This window comes from Dermatophilus sp. B7861-1 (assembly GCF_058996045.1).
The window spans coordinates 2,323,176-2,343,706 of the sequence record NZ_CM180082.1; the positions used below are offsets into that span (position 1 = coordinate 2,323,176).

21 protein-coding genes are annotated in these 20,531 nt (G+C 59.4%); 8 read left to right on the forward strand and 13 right to left on the reverse strand.

Annotated elements, in window-relative coordinates; genetic code table 11:
* Positions 1-130 precede the first annotated feature (130 nt).
* Positions 131-1,588, forward strand: coding sequence for a protoporphyrinogen oxidase (gene hemG, locus AC2T9U_RS10185; RefSeq protein ID WP_493696018.1), 1,458 nt, complete (start codon positions 131-133; stop codon positions 1,586-1,588).
* A gap of 98 nt (positions 1,589-1,686) precedes the next feature.
* On the opposite strand, the gene guaA is transcribed toward hemG, so the two are convergent.
* From guaA to AC2T9U_RS10205, 4 genes are all read right to left on the reverse strand, one after another.
* Positions 1,687-3,258, reverse strand: a complete 1,572-nt coding sequence (gene guaA / locus AC2T9U_RS10190; RefSeq protein WP_493696019.1) for a glutamine-hydrolyzing GMP synthase — start codon at positions 3,256-3,258, stop codon at positions 1,687-1,689.
* Positions 3,259-3,349: 91 nt separating this feature from the next.
* Positions 3,350-3,691 (reverse strand): DUF3817 domain-containing protein, encoded by a 342-nt coding sequence (locus AC2T9U_RS10195; RefSeq protein ID WP_208302850.1) that lies wholly within the window; start codon positions 3,689-3,691, stop codon positions 3,350-3,352.
* Positions 3,688-4,506, reverse strand: a complete 819-nt coding sequence (locus tag AC2T9U_RS10200; RefSeq protein ID WP_493696020.1) for an SURF1 family protein — start codon at positions 4,504-4,506, stop codon at positions 3,688-3,690. Before AC2T9U_RS10200 ends, AC2T9U_RS10195 begins: the two co-directional genes overlap by 4 nt.
* Positions 4,507-4,702: 196 nt before the next feature.
* Positions 4,703-5,824 (reverse strand): GuaB3 family IMP dehydrogenase-related protein, encoded by a 1,122-nt coding sequence (locus AC2T9U_RS10205; protein WP_493696021.1) that lies wholly within the window; start codon positions 5,822-5,824, stop codon positions 4,703-4,705.
* Between the two features lie 231 nt (positions 5,825-6,055).
* Between AC2T9U_RS10205 and AC2T9U_RS10210 the strand changes: the two genes are divergently transcribed.
* On the forward strand, positions 6,056-6,481 hold the full coding sequence (locus AC2T9U_RS10210) for an META domain-containing protein (protein WP_493696022.1): 426 nt from the start codon (positions 6,056-6,058) through the stop codon (positions 6,479-6,481).
* A gap of 465 nt (positions 6,482-6,946) precedes the next feature.
* On the forward strand, positions 6,947-7,996 hold the full coding sequence (locus AC2T9U_RS10215; protein ID WP_493696023.1) for an NYN domain-containing protein: 1,050 nt from the start codon (positions 6,947-6,949) through the stop codon (positions 7,994-7,996).
* A gap of 98 nt (positions 7,997-8,094) precedes the next feature.
* Here the strand turns inward: AC2T9U_RS10215 and AC2T9U_RS10220 are convergent, their stop codons facing one another.
* From AC2T9U_RS10220 to AC2T9U_RS10230, 3 genes are all read right to left on the reverse strand, one after another.
* The gene (locus tag AC2T9U_RS10220) at positions 8,095-9,441 is read right to left on the reverse strand and encodes a dicarboxylate/amino acid:cation symporter (RefSeq protein WP_493696024.1); all 1,347 of its coding nucleotides are present in this window, start codon (positions 9,439-9,441) and stop codon (positions 8,095-8,097) included.
* A gap of 136 nt (positions 9,442-9,577) precedes the next feature.
* A complete protein-coding gene (locus tag AC2T9U_RS10225) occupies positions 9,578-10,045 on the reverse strand; it encodes an SRPBCC family protein (protein ID WP_493696025.1) in 468 nt (155 codons plus the stop codon).
* A 41-nt stretch (positions 10,046-10,086) separates the two neighbouring features.
* Positions 10,087-11,064, reverse strand: coding sequence for a cytochrome P450 (locus AC2T9U_RS10230; RefSeq protein ID WP_493696026.1), 978 nt, complete (start codon positions 11,062-11,064; stop codon positions 10,087-10,089).
* A gap of 6 nt (positions 11,065-11,070) precedes the next feature.
* Between AC2T9U_RS10230 and AC2T9U_RS10235 the strand changes: the two genes are divergently transcribed.
* Positions 11,071-11,388 (forward strand): hypothetical protein, encoded by a 318-nt coding sequence (locus tag AC2T9U_RS10235; RefSeq protein ID WP_493696027.1) that lies wholly within the window; start codon positions 11,071-11,073, stop codon positions 11,386-11,388.
* Here AC2T9U_RS10235 and AC2T9U_RS10240 read toward each other — a convergent pair.
* The 6 genes from AC2T9U_RS10240 to AC2T9U_RS10265 form a co-directional block, all read right to left on the reverse strand.
* On the reverse strand, positions 11,357-12,463 hold the full coding sequence (locus AC2T9U_RS10240; protein ID WP_493696028.1) for a lycopene cyclase family protein: 1,107 nt from the start codon (positions 12,461-12,463) through the stop codon (positions 11,357-11,359). The genes AC2T9U_RS10235 and AC2T9U_RS10240 overlap by 32 nt on opposite strands.
* Positions 12,460-13,356: a phytoene/squalene synthase family protein gene (locus tag AC2T9U_RS10245; RefSeq protein ID WP_493696029.1), complete on the reverse strand. Its 897-nt coding sequence runs from the start codon at positions 13,354-13,356 to the stop codon at positions 12,460-12,462. Before AC2T9U_RS10245 ends, AC2T9U_RS10240 begins: the two co-directional genes overlap by 4 nt.
* Positions 13,353-14,828 (reverse strand): phytoene desaturase family protein, encoded by a 1,476-nt coding sequence (locus AC2T9U_RS10250; protein ID WP_208302842.1) that lies wholly within the window; start codon positions 14,826-14,828, stop codon positions 13,353-13,355. Before AC2T9U_RS10250 ends, AC2T9U_RS10245 begins: the two co-directional genes overlap by 4 nt.
* Positions 14,829-14,937: 109 nt before the next feature.
* A complete protein-coding gene (gene idi, locus AC2T9U_RS10255) occupies positions 14,938-15,474 on the reverse strand; it encodes an isopentenyl-diphosphate Delta-isomerase (protein ID WP_493696030.1) in 537 nt (178 codons plus the stop codon).
* Positions 15,475-15,514: 40 nt separating this feature from the next.
* Positions 15,515-16,306 carry an FAD-dependent oxidoreductase gene (locus AC2T9U_RS10260; RefSeq protein ID WP_493696955.1) on the reverse strand — a complete coding sequence of 264 codons (792 nt, stop codon included), beginning with the start codon at positions 16,304-16,306 and terminating at the stop codon, positions 15,515-15,517.
* Entirely contained in the window at positions 16,210-17,106 is an 897-nt protein-coding gene (locus AC2T9U_RS10265) for an FAD-dependent oxidoreductase (protein ID WP_493696031.1), read from the reverse strand. Before AC2T9U_RS10265 ends, AC2T9U_RS10260 begins: the two co-directional genes overlap by 97 nt.
* A 394-nt stretch (positions 17,107-17,500) precedes the next feature.
* On the opposite strand from AC2T9U_RS10265, the gene AC2T9U_RS10270 reads away from it, so the two are divergent.
* The 4 genes from AC2T9U_RS10270 to AC2T9U_RS10285 all read left to right on the forward strand — a co-directional run bounded on the left by AC2T9U_RS10270 (position 17,501) and on the right by AC2T9U_RS10285 (position 20,529).
* Positions 17,501-17,785, forward strand: a complete 285-nt coding sequence (locus tag AC2T9U_RS10270) for a lactococcin 972 family bacteriocin (RefSeq protein ID WP_493696032.1) — start codon at positions 17,501-17,503, stop codon at positions 17,783-17,785.
* Positions 17,786-17,846: 61 nt separating this feature from the next.
* A complete protein-coding gene (locus AC2T9U_RS10275) occupies positions 17,847-19,220 on the forward strand; it encodes a bacteriocin-associated integral membrane family protein (RefSeq protein ID WP_493696033.1) in 1,374 nt (457 codons plus the stop codon).
* Positions 19,221-19,519: 299 nt separating this feature from the next.
* Positions 19,520-19,864 (forward strand): hypothetical protein, encoded by a 345-nt coding sequence (locus AC2T9U_RS10280; protein WP_493696034.1) that lies wholly within the window; start codon positions 19,520-19,522, stop codon positions 19,862-19,864.
* The gene (locus tag AC2T9U_RS10285; RefSeq protein WP_493696035.1) at positions 19,861-20,529 is read left to right on the forward strand and encodes an ABC transporter ATP-binding protein; all 669 of its coding nucleotides are present in this window, start codon (positions 19,861-19,863) and stop codon (positions 20,527-20,529) included. Before AC2T9U_RS10280 ends, AC2T9U_RS10285 begins: the two co-directional genes overlap by 4 nt.
* The last annotated feature ends 2 nt before the right edge of the window (positions 20,530-20,531 follow it).

A 20,531-nucleotide genomic window follows, 5' to 3' on the forward strand; every position in this document is an offset into this window, starting at 1 on the left:
CCTCCCCCCGCCCGACGCCCAACACAATGTGACCGTTCCCGCACCCCACCCCAACCCAGCTCACACGCACAACTCAGACACCCCCGCTACTGTGGGAAACACCCCCTATCCCCCACACACCGAGGTAACCATGAACCCCGCCACCGACACCCCGACCTCCGTCATCGTCGTCGGCGGAGGCGTCACAGGACTCCTCACCGCCCGCCGCCTCTCCCAAGCAGGCCTAACCACCACCCTCCTCGAACGCAACCCCCGCACCGGCGGCCAAATCCACACCACCGAACTCAACAACCTCCCCATCGACCTCGGCGCCGAATCCATCCACCTAGCCCACCCCGGCATGCGCGAACTCGTCGACGAACTCAACCTCACCCCCAACCTCACCGGCTCACGCCCAGGCACCAGCTGGCTCTGGACCGGCACACGCCGACGCCCCCTACCCGAAGGCGTCGGCCCAGCAGGACCCACCAAAATCCTGCCCGTTCTCACCTCCGGCATCCTCAACATCCCAGCCCTAACCCGCGCCGGCCTCGAACCCCTCTACGCACACCTCACCGGCCGCATCGACCTCACCCCCGGACACGACATCTCCGTCGGCGAATTCGTCACCAACCGATTCGGCCACGCCGTCACCAATGCCTTCGTCGACCCCCTCCTAGGCTCTCTCCACTCCGGAGACGTCAACCGCCTCAGCCTCCGCGCCACCTCACCAGCCCTCATCCCCGCAGCCAGCCAAGGACGCTCCCTCCTACGCCGCCGCCAACCAAAAACCACACACACCACCACCCCGCTCCCCATGTTCGCCAGCTGGCCAACCGGCCTAAGCACCCTCACCAACGCCCTCCTACGCGACACCAACGTCACCATCGAACTCGACGCCAACGTCACCACACTCACCCGCAACACCACCGAAACCGGAACAACCACCTACACCCTCACCCTCTCCGACGAACGCCAGCTAACCGCCGACGCCATCGTGATCGCCACCCCCGCACACACAGCCGCCAACCTCATCCGCCCCACCACCCCCACCACAGCCGCCACCCTCGACAACATCGAAACCGCACACACAGCCACCATCGTCATGGCCTTCCCCCGCCACGACGTCGCACACCTACCCGCGCTCAACGCAAACGGATTCCTCATCCCCTCCACGCATGCCCCCCTCCTCAAAGCAGGAACCCACCTCGACCGCAAATGGGCACACCTTGACGACGGCAAACACACCCTCTTCAGGCTCTCTGTAGGGCGCGCCGGAAACAACCTCCTCGCAACCCTCGACGACGACGCACTCATCGACCAAGTCCTGCGCGACCTCCACACACTCACCGGCATCAACACAAAACCAGCCATGACACACATCCACCGCTGGCAACCGGGACTACCCCAACTCACCGTCGGCCACACCGACCGCATCACAGCCGTTCGCACCGACCTAGCCAACTCACTACCCGGAGTAGAACTAGCCGGAGCCTCCTACGACGGCCTAGGAGTAGGAGCCTGCGTCACCTCCGCAAACAAAGCCGCACAGCGCTTGCTCAAACACCTCGGCATCACCAACACCCCAAAACACACAACACAGCCCTAATCACCTATGCAAAGAAGGTGCGAGCGCCGCACACAGCACCCGCACCCTCTTTGCTACACCTCTACAGCATTAATGCAGAGGACAACTCCTTTGGGGATTCACTCCCACTCGATAGTGCCCGGTGGCTTGGAGGTGCAGTCCAGCACCACCCGGTTCACTTCTTCCACCTCGTTGGTGATACGGCTAGAAATACGTGCCAACACCTCATACGGCAGGCGCGTCCAATCTGCTGTCATCGCGTCTTCCGAAGAAACAGGGCGCAGAACAATCGGGTGACCATACGTACGGCCATCGCCCTGCACTCCTACAGAGCGCACGTCAGCCAAGAGCACCACCGGGCACTGCCAGATGTCACGATCCAGTCCGGCGGCAGTGAGCTCTTCGCGCGCGATACGATCCGCGTCTCGCAATGTTTCAAGACGCTCTCGCGTGACTTCACCAATAATGCGGATACCCAAGCCAGGGCCAGGGAATGGCTGACGCCACACGATTGCCTCAGGAACACCAAGCTCGAGACCAACCTGGCGCACCTCGTCCTTAAACAGGTCCCGCAGCGGCTCAATGAGAGCAAACTCAAGATCATCAGGAAGCCCACCAACGTTGTGGTGCGACTTAATGTTTGCTGTTCCCGAACCACCGCCAGACTCAACCACATCCGGGTAGAGAGTGCCCTGAACGAGCCACTTCACTGGATGCTCTTCGTCACCGCGGTCAGTCACAATGTCACGGGCAGCACGCTCAAACGCGCGAATAAACTCACGGCCAATAATCTTGCGTTTGGTTTCAGGGTCCGTCACGCCAGCGAGAGCTTCCAGGAAGACATCCGCTGCATCAACAGTCACAAGATCAACGCCTGTGGCAGCAACGAAATCCTGCTGAACCTGCTCCGCTTCTCCAGAACGAAGCAAACCGTGATCAACGAAAACACAAGTCAGCTGGTTACCAACTGCACGCTGCACCAGCGCTGCCGCAACAGAAGAGTCCACTCCGCCAGAAAGCCCGCAAATAACGCGATCCTCACCGACGACCTGACGAATCTTCGCTACCTGATCGTCAACAATGCTTGAAGCATTCCAGTCACCAGGCAGTTCCGCAGCCTTAAGGAAGCTCTCCAAAAGTTTCTGACCATAGTGAGAGTGGTGCACCTCAGGGTGCCATTGCACACCGAACAGACGACGAACCGGGTCCTCAAAAGCAGCCACCGGGGCACCGGGAGAAGTAGCAGTAACCGTGATGCCTTCAGGCATCTCAGCGACAGCATCACCGTGACTCATCCACACGACCTGAGTGTCAGGGCTGCTCTGAAGAAGAACACTTTGGCCGTTGCGGCTAATTTCGGTCGATCCGTACTCACGGCTACCGGTACGGGCTACCTGACCCCCCAGAGCGTTCACCATGGCTTGGAATCCGTAACACAACCCCAGCACAGGAATGCCCGCTTCCAGAAGAGCCGGATCAAGGGCAGGGGCCCCATCGGCATAAACAGAGGACGGGCCACCAGAAAGAATCACTGCCCCCGGATTACGGGAAAGGATTTCAGCGACAGAGGTGGTGTGCGGAATCACCTCCGAATAGACGTTCGCTTCCCGGACGCGTCGCGCGATGAGTTGCGCGTACTGGGCTCCGAAGTCCACGACGAGGACAGGGCGAGAATGCAGGTCGGCGCTCACTCCGGTGAGTGTAGTGCTTGTGTGTCCACAGGTGCGATGCCAGCACCGGTATTGAAAGACACCGAATAGCTACACCTGCGGGTTACACCCCTTAGGAGTTCAGGTGAAAACGGGTGCGAATTTCTTGAGTGACTTTGTGCTCCACCCAGAAAGAAAGAAAGGGAACGCACCCGGAAAGCATGATGCCCAACGTTTTAGCCAACGGCATACGGGTAGTACTGGACAGCGCGAAGGTGACAGCGATGTACACCATGTACAGAACACCGTGAGGGATCTGCCACCAGTCGAGCATGTGATTGTTGAAGCCGTATTTGAGGACCATTTCGAGCAAAAGAAGCAGTAAACCAACACCGACGATGAAGGCCATGACCCGGAAAAGCATGAGTGAGCGAGCAATTTTTTCTTGGTCGTAAGGCAGTGCGGGCGTAGTCATGATTTTTCTCCTGTGGGGGTGGCTTTCCAGGGGGCGATAGATGCAGTGGTGACAGTCTCGCCTCGCGCTATCGCTGCGTCGGTGACGGCATCGTCCCGAACCATGCGTATCCACATGTATACGGCGAAGGCGGCGAAGAACCACCACTGCAGAGCATAGGCGAGGTTGCGCCACTGGATACCACCTGTGTCGGGCTGTGGCGCAGGGATGGTCTCAGGGCGCCAGCTGGTGATGGGGGCGACTTTCCCATCTGGTCCGGGTGTGGTTTCGGCAGAGGTGATGACGAAGGCGCTGTATGTCTGGGTGTTCCACGTGTTGACGAGATGGGCGAGGTCGATGGTGGCGACTTGCCCACTGGGAAGGGGGCTGGGTTCGCTGGGTGCAGATTCAGGTGGAGCAAGCACACCGGTGACAGTGACGGTGCCGGTTGGTGGGGGCTGCACATGCGCGGGATCCGGGACCCAGCCACGCACGACAGGTACGTAGGCATCACCGGTATTGAGCGGTGTCATGACCCATGCTCCAGCCTGGCCGTTATTTAAGCGTGGGGTGACGATGAGTTGATGTTCGGGTACGTAGGTACCGGTGGCAGTGACTTTACGTCCAACGAGCTGCTGAGTGAGGGGGTGATGGGGCGGCAGGAGGCTGTTGATGGGGGCGTAGGGCTGTGAACGTGCGTATTCGGCTGCCTCACGTTGCTGTTTGGCTTGGGCGACGTCGAGTTGCCAGAAACCGAGCCACGTGAAAGAGACGACGACCAGGAGCACGAACAGGAGCAGGCCGAGCCATTTGGGTTTAAGGGCGGTCCGCAGCACAGATCCACCCTATCGAAATGGGCGAGCTAGGACAGCGGGGTTTGCTGGCGTGGCTTACGCCATGGTGAAGCGTCGTTGTTGTTTTTTGGGAGTGTTTTTGGGGCCGAGGGCGGGTGTTATTCCGTTTCCCTTGGCCCCGCTGGAAGTAAGAAATGAGCAGGTTTAGGACCTGCTGCAGCTGTTCCGATCTGTGGGGTTACTTCCCGAATGTGGCTCCGGTTACGATACCAACACGCTGGAAGTCTTTAACGTCGACGTACCCAGTAGTGGCCATAGCGCGGCGGAGCGCACCAACGAAGTTGGTTTTTCCGCCAGCTGCGTGGGCCGGGCCGAAGAGGATCTCTTGCATAGTGCCGAGCGCACCTACGGCGACGCGCTCGCCGCGTGGGAGTTCAGGGTGGTGTGCTTCTGCTCCCCAGTGGTATCCGCCGCCAGGGACGTCGGTAGCCCGGGCCAGGGCCGCGCCGAGCATGACAGCGTCAGCTCCGCAAGCGATGGCTTTGACGACATCGCCGGAGCGTCCCATTCCTCCGTCGGCGATGACGTGGACATAGCGGCCGCCGGATTCATCCATGTAGTCACGACGGGCGGCTGCGACATCGGAGATAGCGGTGGCTACTGGTGCCTGGATACCGAGTGTTTGCTGGGTGGTGAGCGCCCGCCCTCCGCCGAATCCGACGAGGACGCCTGCGGCTCCGGTGCGCATGAGGTGCAGTCCGGCTTGATAGGTGGCTGCGCCACCGACGATGACGGGTACGTCGAGTTCGTAGATGAAGCGTTTGAGGTTGAGGGGTTCAGCTTCGCTGGAGACGTGCTCTGCCGAAACAGTGGTTCCGCGGATCACAAAAATGTCGACACCGGCATCGATGACGGTTTTCCAGTGTTCTTGGGTGCGCTGCGGTGTCAGGGAGCCGGCAACAGTGACGCCCGCTTCGCGCATTTCTTTGAGCCGGGCTGTGATGAGTTCGGTTTTGATGGGTTCAGCGTAGATTTTTTGGAGTAGAGCGGTAGCTTCGGCTGGCTCGGCTTCGATGATTTGTTGCAGGTGCGAGGTGGGGTCTTCGTAGCGGGTCCATAGGCCTTCGAGGTCTAGGACGCCCAGTCCTCCGGATTGGCCGAATTGGATCGCAGTGGCGGGACTCACCACTGAGTCCATAGGGGCTGCGATGAAAGGCAGGTCGAAGTGGTAGGCATCGATCTGCCATGACGTTGAGACGTCACGCGGGTCGCGGGTACGGCGTGAGGGCACTACCGCGATGTCGTCAAGCGAATAGGCGGCGCGCGCGCGCTTGCCCCGGCCGATCTCAATCTCAGTCACGAGTTAAGGCTAACGCGCAGATCGGGTCGTGGCGGTGACGGTTGGGCATGGTGAGGCGCACCTGTAGGTTCGTGTTTTGAAAAAACTTGTGTGTTTGATGTCACATTGGGAACCTTGGTTTCACGGCTATCGTTGCAACAGAACGCTAGTCATAATTTTCGAGAAGCTACGGCCCTGGGGTCTAGATCCACCCAACGTCACAGGACAGGGCCACAGAAAGGGGAAATAGTCATGAAGGGCATCCGTCTCGCTGCCGCAATTACTGCCAGCATGTTTGCATTGGGTGGAGCCACATACGCCGCCCACGCCACCGTGTCTGCACAGGATCCGGTTACAGGACATAATTGGCACTTGGTCATTCCAGGCGTTGATTCCAAGATCACTAAGGATGCGAAGTTCATCATTAAGAAGGACGGAACTTTTGAGGGCCAGGACGCTTGCAACCGCGTTTTTGGCAAAGCAAAGGTCGCAGACAAGACCATCACTACCTCTAACCTCGCCACGACTCAGGCAGCTTGCGTTGACGACAAAGTAAACAAGGTTGCAGATGCATATCACTCGATCTTCGAAAACCCGGCCAAATTCGATTACAAAGACAAGAAACTCACATTGATCACCAAAGATGGCGTCAAGTACACCGCTGTTCGTTCCAGTTAATACGACTAGTCGCTTGCCTTCTATCCGCGCGCGGTTTCGGTAAATTTTTCTTGCTGTCCTGGGGAACTTTCCTCTGCAGCGCCAGTTCCGAGGCCGCGCCCCGGAGGGCTACTTAGCTCATTTTTAGATTTCTCACTGAGAAACCGATTCGTGGCATTTATTGAACCTTTCTTATGTGATTCTTATATAATCCTTCCTCAAGACTCACATACTCGTTTCAAGATGTTTAGATTAGACACATCCAATCTAAACACAGACAAAAGAAAAAGAATCCACATCAGTCTCGACCCCAGAGCCTTTGTTAAGCAACAATATTCGAAATAGAACTGCGCGATAATCGTAATAATTAGTGTATCTGACCAATACGCCAGGTTCGCTTTTTAGAAGCCCTAGTATCACTCTCTCTCAAAACACCGAAGCAACTAGGAGCACCGAAGGCTGGCGTAGCCATGAGACTGTGGACGTATGCGTTCTTGTTGTGCGGTGTATGTCGACGCCGGATACCTCCTTGCTTCCTCATCCATGTTGGTGAGTGGCACTTCTTTACGGGCTGCGGTGAGCATTGATCATGCTTTGCTCATGAAGAGACTTACCGAGCAGGTGGAGCGCGACAGTGGCTTACCTCTTCTGCGCATTAATTGGTACGACTCCGGTAATGCGGCGACGGGTCGTGCGGACGCGACACAGCAAGCGCTTGCTCTTCTTCCTCGGGTCAAGGTGCGTTTGGGACGTCGTAGTTATTCCGGTGAGCAGAAAGGCGTCGATCTTCGGTTGGGGTTGGATTTGGTAACGCATGCCCGCAATCGGGCTGTTGATGTCGCGTATTTGCTTTCTGGTGATGATGATTTGACCGAGGCAGTGGAGGAGGCACAGCTGCATGGGGTGCAGGTGAATGTGTTGGCGGTGCCTGATACGCAGGGGCAGGCGTATGCGGTGGCGCGTCATCTGCAGATGGAGGCTGATGGGGTAACGGTGATTGATCAGGAGACTATTCCGGCGGTGGTGAAGCGGATTCCGCGTCCTGCCTCACCTGTGGAGGGTGAGGAAGAGGGGTGTGAGCTGGGTGCGGGTTTGGAAGAGTCGGTGCAGGAGTCGTTGTCGAGTCGGCCGACTCCGGCTTTGTTGGATAGGCGGCAGCCACATCCGGGTGGAGTGGAGGTGCATCTTCCTGCGGATGCTAGTCCGGTGGTGGAACCAACCCAGATTGTGTATTCGAGTGATGTGGTGAGTACTGACTGGGTGTTTGAGCAGGTTTCTGGTGCGGTGGAGGCCAGTCCGGAGAGTATTGATGCGGTGTGTCGCAGTGTGTTGGCGGCGTGGTTGGAGGCTGCTACTGATGAGGATTGGGATCGGTTGTTGCAGCGTCGTCCTACGGTTCCGCCGGAGGTGGATCGGGCTTTGTTGCGGGATTTGTCGTTGCGGATTGATACCCCGGAGTTGGGTGAGAATGATCGGCACGCGTTGCGGGGTCATTTTTGGCAGGTGGTGGATGAGCGTCAGAAGGATGGTGTGTAGCGGGGTGGGTTTGTTGGGTGTTGTGGTGGGGATGTGAGTGGTCCGCTGTTTTCCACGGTGGTGGCGTGGAAAACAGCGGACCTGTTGAGTGTGGTGGGCTAGCTGTGGGCCATGGTGATGTTTTCGTTGTGGGTTGGGGTGGTTTCGGTGTTTTCGGTGTGGCTGGGGGTGGTTTCGTTGAGGTCTGTGTTGGCTGCTTGGTAGGTGTCGTGGTCGAGGAGTTTTTCGCGAGCTGCGACGACGGCGGTGATGGCGGCTTGTCCGGTGACGTTGGTGGCTGTGCGGATCATGTCGATGATGGGGTCGACGGCCAAGAGGAGTCCGACACCTTCGAGTGGCAGTCCGATGGTGGAGAGGGTGAGGGTGAGCATGACGGTAGCGCCATTGAGTCCTGCGGTGGCGGCTGAGCCGATAACGGAGACGAAGACGATGAGGGCGTATTGGGCCAGGGTGAGGTCGACGCCGAAGATTTGGGCTACGAAGATTGCTGCGATGGCTGGGTATACGGCGGCGCAGCCGTCCATTTTTGAGGTGGCTCCGAAGGGGATGGCGAATGCTGCGTAGCCGCGGTCGACGCCGAGTCGTTCGATGGTGACGCGTTGGGTTAGGGGCATGGTGCCGACGGAGGATCGGGAGACGAAGCCGAGTTGGATGGCTGGCCAGGCTGCGGCGTAGAACTTGCGGACGGATAGGCCTGCGCCCAGGCGTAGGAAGAGTGGGTAGAGGATGGCTAGGACGACGAAGCATCCGATGTAGATGTCGGCGGTGAAGGTGGCTAGGGGGCCGATGAGGTCCCAACCGTATTGGGCGACGGCGCGGCCGATGAGTCCGAGGGTGCCGATGGGGGCGAGGAGGATGACCCACCAGAGGGCTTTTTGGACGATTTCGAGGAGGGAGTCGACGAGGTCGAGGAAGGGTTGGGCTGCGTCGCCGACTTTGATGGTGGCTACACCGATGACGGCGGCGATGAAGACGATTTGGAGGACGTTGTTTTCGACGAATGCGCCGACGACGTTGGTTGGGATGATTCCGGTGATGAAGTCGAGCCAGCTGCCTGTGTTTTTAGGTGCGTGTGCGGCGCTCATGTCGAGTGTGACGCCGCGGCCGGGGTTGGTGATGAGGCCGACGGCGAGGCCGGTGAGTGAGGCGGCTAGCCCGGTGGCGGCGAACCAGAGGAGGGTTTGGCCGGCGAGGCGGGCTGCGCCGGTGACACCGCGTAGGTGGGCGATGGAGCTGACAACGGCGGTGAAGACGAGGATGGGGATGGTGAGTTTGAGGAGTTGGACGAAGAGGGTGCCGGTGATGTCGAGGGTGGCAGCGAGCCAGGTGATGTTGGCTGTTCGGGCGATGAGTCCTAGGACGACTCCCAGGACGAGTGCCAGGAGTACTTGGACTGTGTAGGAGGGCAGTATGTGGCGTTTGGGTGGGGCGGTTTCGGTCGACATGCGTGTGCCTTTGTTCTCGGTGTGATGGTGTGGCGGTTAGGCGCGTGTCGGTGTGTTTTAGCCCCCACGCCACTCAATGCGTTATGGATAACCAAACACTATGTGTGTTTATTTCGCCAGTTCCGTATTAGGGGGGCTAGTTGTTGTGCATGCTTTGGATGGTGGCGAGGGTGTGGTGGATGGAGCGGCTGTTGCGTTGCGGAATGCGCAATAGTTCGTAGAGGGCTGGTAGATGGGTGCTGTCGTAGCGGAATGTTTCGGTCAGCAGGGTGGTGGTGCTGTCGACGGAGTCGAGGTCGTAACGCCAGTGGTGTCCGCCGGGGTGACGCCACTCGATAACGCGGTCGGTAGTGATTTCGGTGGCGATGCTGGTGATTTTGTAGCGGATTGGCCCTAGGCGCATTGCGACGGTGAACCGGTCACCGAGGTGTAGTTCGCGTGGGCCAATGACGGTTGGTTGGACTGTGCCGGAGCCGTCGAATTCGTGGTGCCGGTGGGGGTTGGCGATCATTTCGAAGAGGCTGTGGGCCGGTGCGTTGATGAGGGCGCGTTTGGCTACACAGCGGGACGAGCAGTCGATTGTTTCGATGTCGTGAATATTCATGTGGCCACGGTACGCATTGAGTTGGCTTTATCTGGTTGTGTTTACGTAGCGCGGGCGTGGCGGTGAGGTGAAGGGTTGGGGTGTGGTGGTTTTTGGGTGAGGAGGTGCATGTTGCGGATTTGGTAGCCGGCGACGAGTTCATCCCAGGTGATTGTGGGTGGGGCGTGTAGGTGTGGTTTGAGGGCGAGCAGGCGGGTGAGGAGTTCGTCTGTTTCGAGTAGTGCGAGTGTTTTTCCTGGGCAGGCGTGGGCGCCGTCCCCGAAAGCCAGTCCGGTGGCGTCGATTCCGGGGCTGGTGGTGCGGCCTGGGTGTAGGTGATGGGGGTTTTCGCCTACGGCGCTGGGGTCTGTGTTTGCGCTGCGGATGTTGATGTCGATGAGTTGGCCGGCTTTGATGCAGGTGGTGGGGTTGGGGGTGATGTCGGTGGTGGCGCGGCGCCATATGTGTCCGACGACGGGTTCGAGTCGGATGATTTCGGCGAGGGTGGCTAGGCGTGTGGGTTGGTCGCTGGTGAGGTAGTGGGTGCGTAGGTCGTGGTTAGTGAGGAGGTGCCAGGCGGCCATGCAGATGAATTCGCGGGTGGTGACCATTCCGGCGGTGCCGTAGGTGATGGCTTCGATGAGGATGTCGGTGGTGGTGGCGTTGTGGGCTAGGAGGTGGCTCATGACGTCGTCGCTGGGGCTGCGGCGGCGTTGCTGTAGGGCGGGTCGAACGTCGTGCCACCAGAATTGGATGATGGGTTTAAGGCCGTTGTGGGCGGCTTGGAGCCATTGTTTGTGGGTGCGGCCGAGATCTTTGCGGGTGATGTCGAAGGGTGGTTGGTTGAAGAAGGTGGTGAGTCGGTGAGACATGGCGGTGATGCGTTGGTGGCGTTGGGTGTCGGTTTCGCCGGGGTGGTCGTGGGTGAGGCCAACGATGTGGGCGGTGACTTCGACGGCGTAATGCAGGGCGAGTTCATCCAGGTGGATGTGGCCGTGGTGTTGGGTGGGGTTGAGTGCTGCTTCGGCGGTGCGGGCCATGAGGGGTTGGTAGGTGGCGACGACGGTGGGGGCGAAGAAGCGGGCGACCTGGCGGCGTTGTTCGTCGTGGAGTGGTCCGTCGGAGATGAGGATGGGGCGGTGCTTGGTGTGGATGTGGGGATTTTTTCGGCGGTGAATCCGGCTTGGGCGGTGTGGCCTCTGGCGCGGAGTATGTGGCGGGCGGTGTGGAGTGATCGGATTCGCCAGGCTCCGTTTGTGAAGGTGGTTAGGGGGCAGTTGCTGGTTGTGGGTGGTTCGTTGGGGTGGTTGGCGCGTCGGTGGCTTGGGGTGGTCATGGGGTGTCCTGGTGGTGGCGTGGGGTGAGGTTGGTGGTGGCTGCGATGAGGGTGGCGCGGGTGTGTGGGGGCAGGTTGGCCCATTGGGTGGTGAGGGCGTTGAGGAGTGCGGGGGCGTTGGTGGTGGGGTCCATGATGGCGCGTTGTTTGTGTGCGGGGAGGTGGTTGTAGGCGTCGAAGAGGTTGAAGGTGTGGTGTCCGTTGAGGCGGATGAGGGCGTTGAGTGCCAAGCGGCGGATGGTGGTTGTGGCTGGGGGTGCGGGTGGGAGGTGGCCGTGGTGGATGAGGGTGTGGGCGGCGGTGTCTGCGGCGGCGAGGCTGGCGAAGACGCTGTAGCCGGTGAGGGGGTTGTTTTGGTGGCTGGCTGCGCCGAATCGTGGGTGTCGGTGGTGGGGGGTGGTGGGGAGCATGGGGATGTGGACGTGTTCGGTGGTGCTGGTGGGGTCTGGATGTATGCCGTGGCGGGTGAGGCGGGTGTAGAGGCGTTGGGCGAGGTGTTTGGTGGGGATGGGGGGTGTGGCGGCGAGGATGGTTTCTTCGGTGAGGACGCGGCCGTTGGGTAGGGGGATGGTGTAGCAGAAGCTGGCGGTGCGGTGTCCCCATGTTGGGGCGCCGTCGTGGGGGCGCCAGTCCATGAGGACGGCGTCGGCGTCTTGGAGTAGGGGGGCGGCTTGGGTGGGGTGGAGGGTGATGCCGTAGGCGGTTTGGATGGGGGTGTGTGCTGGTGGGGGGTGGTGGTTGCCGCGGGTGTCGATGACGATGGGTGCGAGGGTGTGGAGTTGGTTGGTGTTGATGGTGGTGGTGTGGATGTTGACGTTGTCGAGGGGGAGGGCGTGTTGGAGGGCGGGGGTGTCGAGGATGACGTATTCGTCGAAGAGGGGTGCGCGGTGGTGGGTGTGGATGACGGTGTTGGGGGCGCGGGTGGTGGCGGTGTGGGGTGGGAGCCAGGTGGGGAGTTGATGGGCCCAGCCGCCGAGGGTGTGTTTCCAGGGGCGGTGGGGGTGGGGGTCGTAGGCGGTGACGTGGGCGCCGTGGGTGGTGAGTCGGTGGGCGAGTGCGCGTCCGGCGGGCCCGAGTCCGATGATGGCGATGTCGGTGTTCATTGGGGGTGGGGTGGGGTGATGAGTCCGTGGGTTGCGGTGAGTGCTTTGCGCCAGGTGGGTAGGCGTAATCGTGTGGAGAAGATGTCGTAGTCGGCGTTTTCGATGAGGTTGAGGATGCGGGAGTACAGGACTCGGGCGGTGGCGACGCAGCGTGCGGAGGCGTTGGGCAGGAGGGGGATGCCGGTGTCGGCTTGGTGGTAGAGCTGTCTGTTGCGGGCGATTTGGAAGGTCATGAGTTGGCGCCAGGGTTCGTCGACGTGGCCTCGGGTGGGGTCGGCTCCGAAGTGGCGTAGGTCTTCTTGGGGGATGTAGATGCGTCCGCGGTCGAGGTCTTCTTTGACGTCGCGGAGGAAGTTGGTGAGTTGGAATGCGATTCCTAGGGCGCGGGCGGGTTCGCGGGCGTTGGGGTGGGTGGCGCCGAGGATGGGGAGCATCATTTCGCCGATGACGGCTGCGGATCCGTCCATGTAGTGGAGGAGGTCGTTCCAGGTTTCGTATTTTTTGGTGTCGAGGTCCATGGCCATGGCGTTGAAGAAGCGGTCGAAGCATTCCATGGGGATGCGGGTGTGGCGGATGGTGGTGGCGATGGCGGCGAGGGTGGGGGTTTCGTTGGCGGGGTTATCGATGGCGTTGTGGAAGCGGTTGGCGAAGGTGGTGAGGGCTTTACGGGTTGTGGGGATGAGGGTGGGGTCGTGGGTGGCGTTGGGGGCGTCGACGATGTCGTCGGCGAGGCGGCATAGGGCGTAGATGGCGTGGACATGGCGGCGTTGTTGGGGTGGTAGGAGGGCTGCTCCCCAGTAGTAGGTGGTGCCGTGTTTCCAGGTGAGGTGGCGGCAGTGGCGGTAGCCGAGGGTGAGGTGGCTGTGGGTGGGGACGCGGCAGGTGGGGGTCATAGGTGTTTTTTCCGTAGGTAGTTTCTGGTTCGCTGGGCGGCGAGTTTTCCGCTGATGAGGACCATGGGTACGCCGACGCCGGGGATGGTGGCGGATCCGGCAAAGAAGAGGCCGGGTATGCGTGGTTCGTGGTTGGCGGGGCGGAAGGGGCCGGTTTGTCGGAAGTGGTGGGCGAGGGCGAAGGGGGTGCCTGCTGCCATGCCGAGGTTTTTCCAGTCCAGGGGGGTGATGAGTCGTTCGGTGATGATGTCTGTGGGGTAGTTGTGTGCGTCGAGGAAGGCGTGGAGTCGTTCGCGTATGTGGGTGGTTTCGGTGTTCCAGTCGATGTTGCCGTTGAGGTTGGGGACGGGTTCGAGGATGTAGAGGGTGTGGGTGTCGGGTGGGGCGAGCTGGGGTTCACCGAGTGAGGAGATGGTGACGAGGCGAGCTGGGTCGCTCATGAGGGTTTGGTGGTTGATGAGTTCGGTGAAGCAGTTTTCCCAGGCGTGGCCGAAGTGGATGTTGTGGTGGGCGGCGTTGGCAGGGAGGGGGCCGCGGGCACCGACGTGCCAGACGACGGCTGATGGTGAGTAGGTGGGGTTGCGTAGGGGGCGGGGTAGGGGCAGGTCGGGTAGGAGGTATCGGTAGGCGGTGGGGGTGTCGATGGTGCAGATGACGGCGTCGGCGGGGATGGGGCCGTCGTTGGTGTTGACGCCGACGGTGCGTCCGCCGCGTCCGCGCATGAGGCTGTGGACGGTGGTGTTGTAGTGGATGGTGGCGTGGGGTGCTAGTGCTTGGGCCATGCCGTGTGGGATGGCGCCCATGCCGCCTTCGGGCAGGTAGACGCCGCGGAAGGTGTCCATGTAGGTGATGAGGGCGTATACGCCCAGGGCGGTGGTTGGGGATAGTCCGGCGTAGAGGGCTTGGAAGGTGAGCATGCGGCGGAGGCGTTCGTCGCTGATGCGTGTGTTGATCATTTTTGCCATGGGTGCGAAGGCGCCCATTTTGAGGAGTTTGAGTGCTGCTTGTGGTGAGCGGAGTAGGTCTAGTGGGGAGTCGAAGTTGGTGTCGATGAAGTGGGGTAGGGCGGTGGTGTAGAGCTCGGCGAGGAAGGGTTCGAGTTCTCGCAGTGCTTGTGCGTCGTGGGGGCCGCAGAGGTGGTGGATGTGTTGTGCGGTTGCTTCGGTGGAGTTGCGGATGAGTAGTTCGCTGTGGTCGGCGAAGACTCCGCGGTAGGCGGGGTCGAGTCGGCGCATGGGGACGGCTTTTTGTTGGGATGAGCCGATGGCGCGTAGGGGTTCGTCGAGGAGTTCGGGCATGGTCATGACGGTCGGGCCGAGGTCGAATGTGAAGCCGTCTTGGCGTATGCGTAGAGCACGGCCTCCGGGGCTGGATTCTTTTTCGATGACGAGGACTCGGTGTCCTTGTGAGACGAGGTGGCAGGCGGCGGATAGGCCTGCGAGTCCTGCACCGATGACGACGACCGTGCTCATGTTGCCCCTTCGGACGGGTATGGGTGACCGTCACACGGATCGTATTGAGCTGTTCGGTTTTCTCCGGGATCTTGGGTTTTTCGGCGGGTCTTGCCTGGTGGTTGGTGGGTTACCAGGGGTTGTCGCCGAGGGCGTTGATTTGTAGGACGCTCCATGGGCTGAGGAGGTGGGGCATGGTGCGTGCTGTGTGGCGTAGGTTTTCCCAGTGGACCCAGGCGTGTTCGGTGACTTCGTTGGGGTTGGGGTTGAGGGTGGTGTGGTCGATTTCGCCGACGAGGACGGGGCAGATTTCGTTTTCGACGATGCCGGAGGCGTCGGTGGCGCGGTAGGTGAAGTTGGGGATTTTGGTGCGGAGGTTCAGGGGTGGGGTGCCGAGTTCTTCGGGGACGCGGCGGGTGGCGGCTTGGGTGGGGGTTTCGCCGGGGCGGGGGTGGCCGCAGGCGGTGTTGGTCCAGACTCCGGGCCAGGTGGTTTTGGTCAGGGCGCGGCGGGTGATGAGGACGCGGCCGTCGTCGCGGCGAAGGTAGGTGGAGAAGGCGCGGTGGAGGGGGGTGTTGGTGGTGTGGATGTGGAGTCGGTTGGCGGTTCCGATGTCGTGGCCGTTGTGGACGAGGATGACGAGGTCGTCCGTGGCGGGTGGGTTCACGTGGGTGAACTTATCAATGGGGTTGTGTTGTTGGTGTTATCTACTGTTTTTGGATGTCGGGGTGTTGTGGTGTGTGTTTGGTGAGGCGGCGTAGTGCGCGGCGGGCTAGTGGGATGCCTGGTAGGCGTGGTGTGGTGGGGGTGGTCCAGATGTCTGCTCCGTGTATGTCCCAGGTTTTCAGGAGGTGGTTGGCGGCGAGGACTCCGGTGGTGGCGGCGCGTTCCATGAGGGCTACGGGGTAGTCGCAGCGGATTGCGTCACCGGCGAGGACGATGCGTGGGTCGGGTGTGGTGGTGCTGGGGCGTTGGTTCCAGGGTGAGGTGTCGATGAGTGCGCAGTCGTTGCGGATGAGCCATTGTTCGCCGAGTTGTTTGGCGTTGGCCAGTTCGGGGTGGAGTCGGTTTTGTTGCTGGGTGAGTTGGTTTTTGAGGTGGGTGGGGTTGGTGTTTTCGGGGAGGGCGTAGGCGTGGAGTTCGATGACGCTGCCGTGGTTGGTGTGGGCCCATTGGGTGGCTGTTTTTTCGAATTGGTGGATCATTGAGATGTTGTCGAGGGGGCCGTATCCGCTGGTGCCGAGGAAGTCTGGGGTGCCGGGGGCCGGTGGGGTGTCGAGCCAGCGGCGCCATACGGCGAAGGGTGGGGCGGTGCGTAGTTGGGTGATGTTTTTGCGCCAGGTTGGTGTGCCGAGGTTGGGGCTGTTGGTGATGAGGTGTTGTAGGGGTGTGATGTCGGTGGCTAGGACGATGGCGTCGGCGCACAGGGTGGTGGTGGGGGTGTGGACGTTGATGCTGTGGGGGTGGGTTCGATGTGGTGGGCGGGGGTGTTGGTGCAGATGGTGGCGCCGTGGCGGGTGAGGTATTGGGCGAGGGGTTGCCAGAGGGCGGTGTCGTATTGGTCTGCGGCGACGTCGAAGAGGAGTCCTTCGGCGGATCCGATGAAGTAGGTGTGGAACATGGCGATGAGTTCTCCGCCGGAGAATTCGTGGGGGTCGGCGAAGAAGCTGCGGGCGAAGACTTCGAGGGCGAGGTGGCGGGCGCTGTGGGGGAAGTTGAGTTGGTTGAGGACGTCTGCGGCGCTGATTCCGTCGTGGTCGGTGTAGGTCTGGGGGAAGCGCACGTCGAGTAGGCCCATGGCTTTGTCGATGTTGACTTTGGGCAGGGCACCTAGGGGGAATGAGGGTGATTGGGCGATGAACCCGATGAGGTTGAAGGGGGGTGTGCGGGGTATGTGGGTGAAGGAGTCGCGGGGCCCGTCGGCGAGGTCGAGGGGGTAGTCGGTGACGGGGCGTAGTGCGTTGAGGTGGGGGTCGGCGCGGCGTAGGAGTGCGCGCAGTTGGTAGTACTGGCGGAAGAAGGCGTGGAATCCGCGGCTCATGTTGGTGGGTTGGCCGTTGATGGTGATGGGCCAGGAGCTGACGCGGCCGCCGAGGTGGTTTTCGCGTTCGAGGATGGTGACTTTGACGCCGCGTTCGGCTAGTTCGGTGGCTGCGGAGAGTCCGGCGATTCCGGCGCCGATGATGATGACGTGTTGGCCGTTGGCGTGGGGGGCGCCGGTGGGGCCGGGGTGGTGTTGGGCTCGTTTGTCGCGTCCTGGTGGGTGGGGGCGTGGGGTTGGGTGTGTCGTCCCGGCCATGGTGGGAAGCCTAGTGGTGTTGTCTTCTGGGGCTGGGTGATTCGGGGTTGTGTCGGTTGGTGGTGTTGTGGTCGGGGTGGGGTTTTCTTTCCGTCTGCAGGAAAAAGATCCCTCAACAAACCCGTTCGCCCTAAGCGTTTTTCAAGGATTTTTTCAAACTTTACGCACTTTGCGCTCAGCTGATCTGCACCTTTGCTCCACTACAGCCACGCTTGCCCCACCTGTAGGTATCCCCTTGGAAGAGTGAGGGGTTCATTCACGTTCTCAACTGGCATTCAAGTTGCTAATCTCACGCCACCTCAAACGGCCACAAACCCAAGAGGCCAACTGGGTAGCTAGTTGAGACTGCGGACACTGGAGCCTGCAGCGAAGCAGCGCTTTTAAAGGAACGAAAATGATTAAACAACGATTTATTTCTGCTATCGCAGCTATCACATTAAGCCTCGGCGTAACCGCACCCGCAATAGCCGCAACCGCTGAAGTTGAGGGTGGACTTTGGAATTACGGAACAAATAACGAAAGCGTGTGGTCATACTACAAACATGCCGAAAGAAACCATAAGAGCACTGCCAAGGGAGAGAGCACTTACTACTCCGGTTGCACAAAACCCAAATTAGAAGCCAGAGCCAGCGGACCAAGAGCTCGGTCGAATAACGAATCCTACTACGGATTCTGCTAAAAATTTCAGCGGCTGGAAAGCCTACTAGGCTTCCCAGCCGCTTCACCTGAAGGGGATAAAAGTGAAATTAAACCGCTGGGCTCTTCCTCCAGCTTTGGCATTAATATTCGGGCTACTGCTCGCTGGTACAGTGATGGCAGTTTTAGACCTCGAAGAACCCGTCGGCGCCTCACAAACTATATGGGTAACAGAACATAAAGAAAATACTTCTCCTTCTCCCCAGGAAAAAGTCGATGAAGCGCTCGCCGATTATGCCGTAAAACACGGAGTATCGATCGCACGGAAACGCAACGACCGTTCCCGCATCTTCAGAAACAGGACTCTATACATCACTGAGTCACCTACTGGGCCCCGCGTACCTCGCACAACCTTCCATCCTTCAGTAGAACAACATGTAGCAGGATTCCCCCAAGACACAACTAATGAAGTCAGAGCTTTTTACTACATTTTTGGGGATGACTATCATGGGTTAATTAATCTTTTTAATTCACACGGATATGTAGCACAAAGCTTCCCTTCCGTGCTCAGCTGGAGCTCCCTGCTATATGCATTCAGTGGCTATATTGCCCCAAGCGTAGCCCTCATCGCCTTACTTCTTACAGCATTAACACTCACTCTGTCACTACAGTCAGCGAGGCCATTCGCGGTTGCTCGACTTAATGGGCACAGCAGACTCCGCATTACCATAGCTACCATTACACAAGGAGCAATTCCCGGATCGATCATTGGATCCATAGCAGTAGCGGTAACCCTGGTAGCACTTAAATTAATTAACGACTGGAATGAGCTCAGCCGTTTCCTCTTGTTAGCTACAGCAGTTACAGCCGCCCTGTTAACTATTACCACCGTTACACTATTCGTAGGAATCCATTTAGCAACAGCCCGAAGCATCCGCAATAATCTTGCAGGAAGAACCGACACTCTTCCAGCTCTTATCTCACTAGCCGTCGTAAACATTGTCACTGTGGCGACTGTAGTCAGCGTTTTAATCACGCTAGTTTTACTTTCTTCAAAAGTGCAGCGTTTTTCACAGAAAATAGACCCAAACATGCAGGGCATTACCTATATCATGCTTTCAGGGTCCACCAATAGTGAAAAAAATTCCGGCGAAGTCAATGCAGCACTCGGCGCACAACTACGAGATTCCAATCCCAAGGGCAATATTCTCCTCTCTCGAGAAATAGAAAGCAGTTCTCAACCTCAGGATCTCCCTGGCGGCCCTGCCTCCATACTTCTGATCAATACCACTTATCTAAAAGCACACCCAGAGCTAATGTCCATAACGGGAGCAAACCCATCAACTAAAAATCTACTTAATGTGTACATTCCTGAAAATCGCCGGAATCACGAAAATTCCATCTCCAAAGAGATAAAAGATTTCCTTAGTCCAGAAACTGAAGATTCTCCCCCTTCCCCCCCATTAGAACGCATCTAGTCCCCTCTGCCAGCTGGCCTCTCATAAATGACGTCCATGGATTGAATACAAAAACATCAGTGCAAGATCCGATCGTTGTTCTCGTATCTGATGAACTTCAGCCAATTTCAGATACAGATTTGGCTGCCGCAATCACAAAATCGCAAGTTGTTTTCACATCACGTGCAGCGGCAGAGAAAGCTGTCTCTGATGGGAATCTAACTACATATGTATATTCTCTCGTTGATGCCGATCTGGCTCGGAGCGAGTCCTATGAGAAGGCCACACAGGATTTAGCGCAGCAAACGGTTACGTTCATCTTGGGAATCATCATCCTGATCATTTCCTCAACAGCACTGGCTGCGCTTTGGGTGCAATCCAGGCGTCAACGCCTCTTCGCTGAATGGGTAACCGGCCACTCCTGGCTACGCCGCCACAGCATCGCCGTCTTTGGCTACACGCTCCTAACCATCGCCGCCGTGACCGCCTGGAGCATTTTCCTCACCCCAAGCACCAGCGAATCACTCCCGCCCGGCGAAGACGACCGTCTCGCTCTCCTGGGATGGGCAGGAATGCTCGGATGCGCTATCGCCATCGCCGTTTTCATCACATCCCTAGCCATCACCACAGCCCGCACCGACCACCGCCAGGAAGGCCACGCATGAGCACCGCAACCACTTCCACAGCATCCACAGGTGTGCAGGTAGAAAACGCCTCCAAATCCTTCGGCAGCCATGTGCTCTGGCGTGACCTCAGTTTCACTGTTCCCCCAGGCAACATGACCGCGCTTCGCGGATCAAGCGGATCAGGGAAAACCACCCTGCTCAACGCCGTCGGAGGCCTAGAAAAACTCACCGCAGGCACCATCACCGTCGCGGGGAAAAACATCTCCCGAGCCAACAGCCGCAACCGCAGGTTGCTCCGCCGTGACGTCCTCGGCTTCGTGTTTCAGGACTACGCCCTCATCGAAAACACCGACGTCATGGGCAACCTCGCCGTGGTCTATGGTGCCTGGTCCGCGCGCCGCCACCGCGACGACATGGAAGAAGCCCTCTTCAAAGTCGGGCTTCCCGGATTCCTCAAACGATCCATCCTCGAACTCAGCGGCGGCGAACGTCAACGCGTCGCTCTGGCTCGCCTGCTACTTAAACGCCCTTCCGTGGTGCTAGCTGACGAACCAACCGGATCCCTGGACAACGACAACGCACGCGCAGTAGTCGACCTGCTCCGCGGGCTAGCAACAGACGGCGCCGCAGTACTCATCGTCACCCACGACGACCGCGTAGCCCAAGACTGCGACACCATCATCAACCTCGACACCATGAAGTAGCC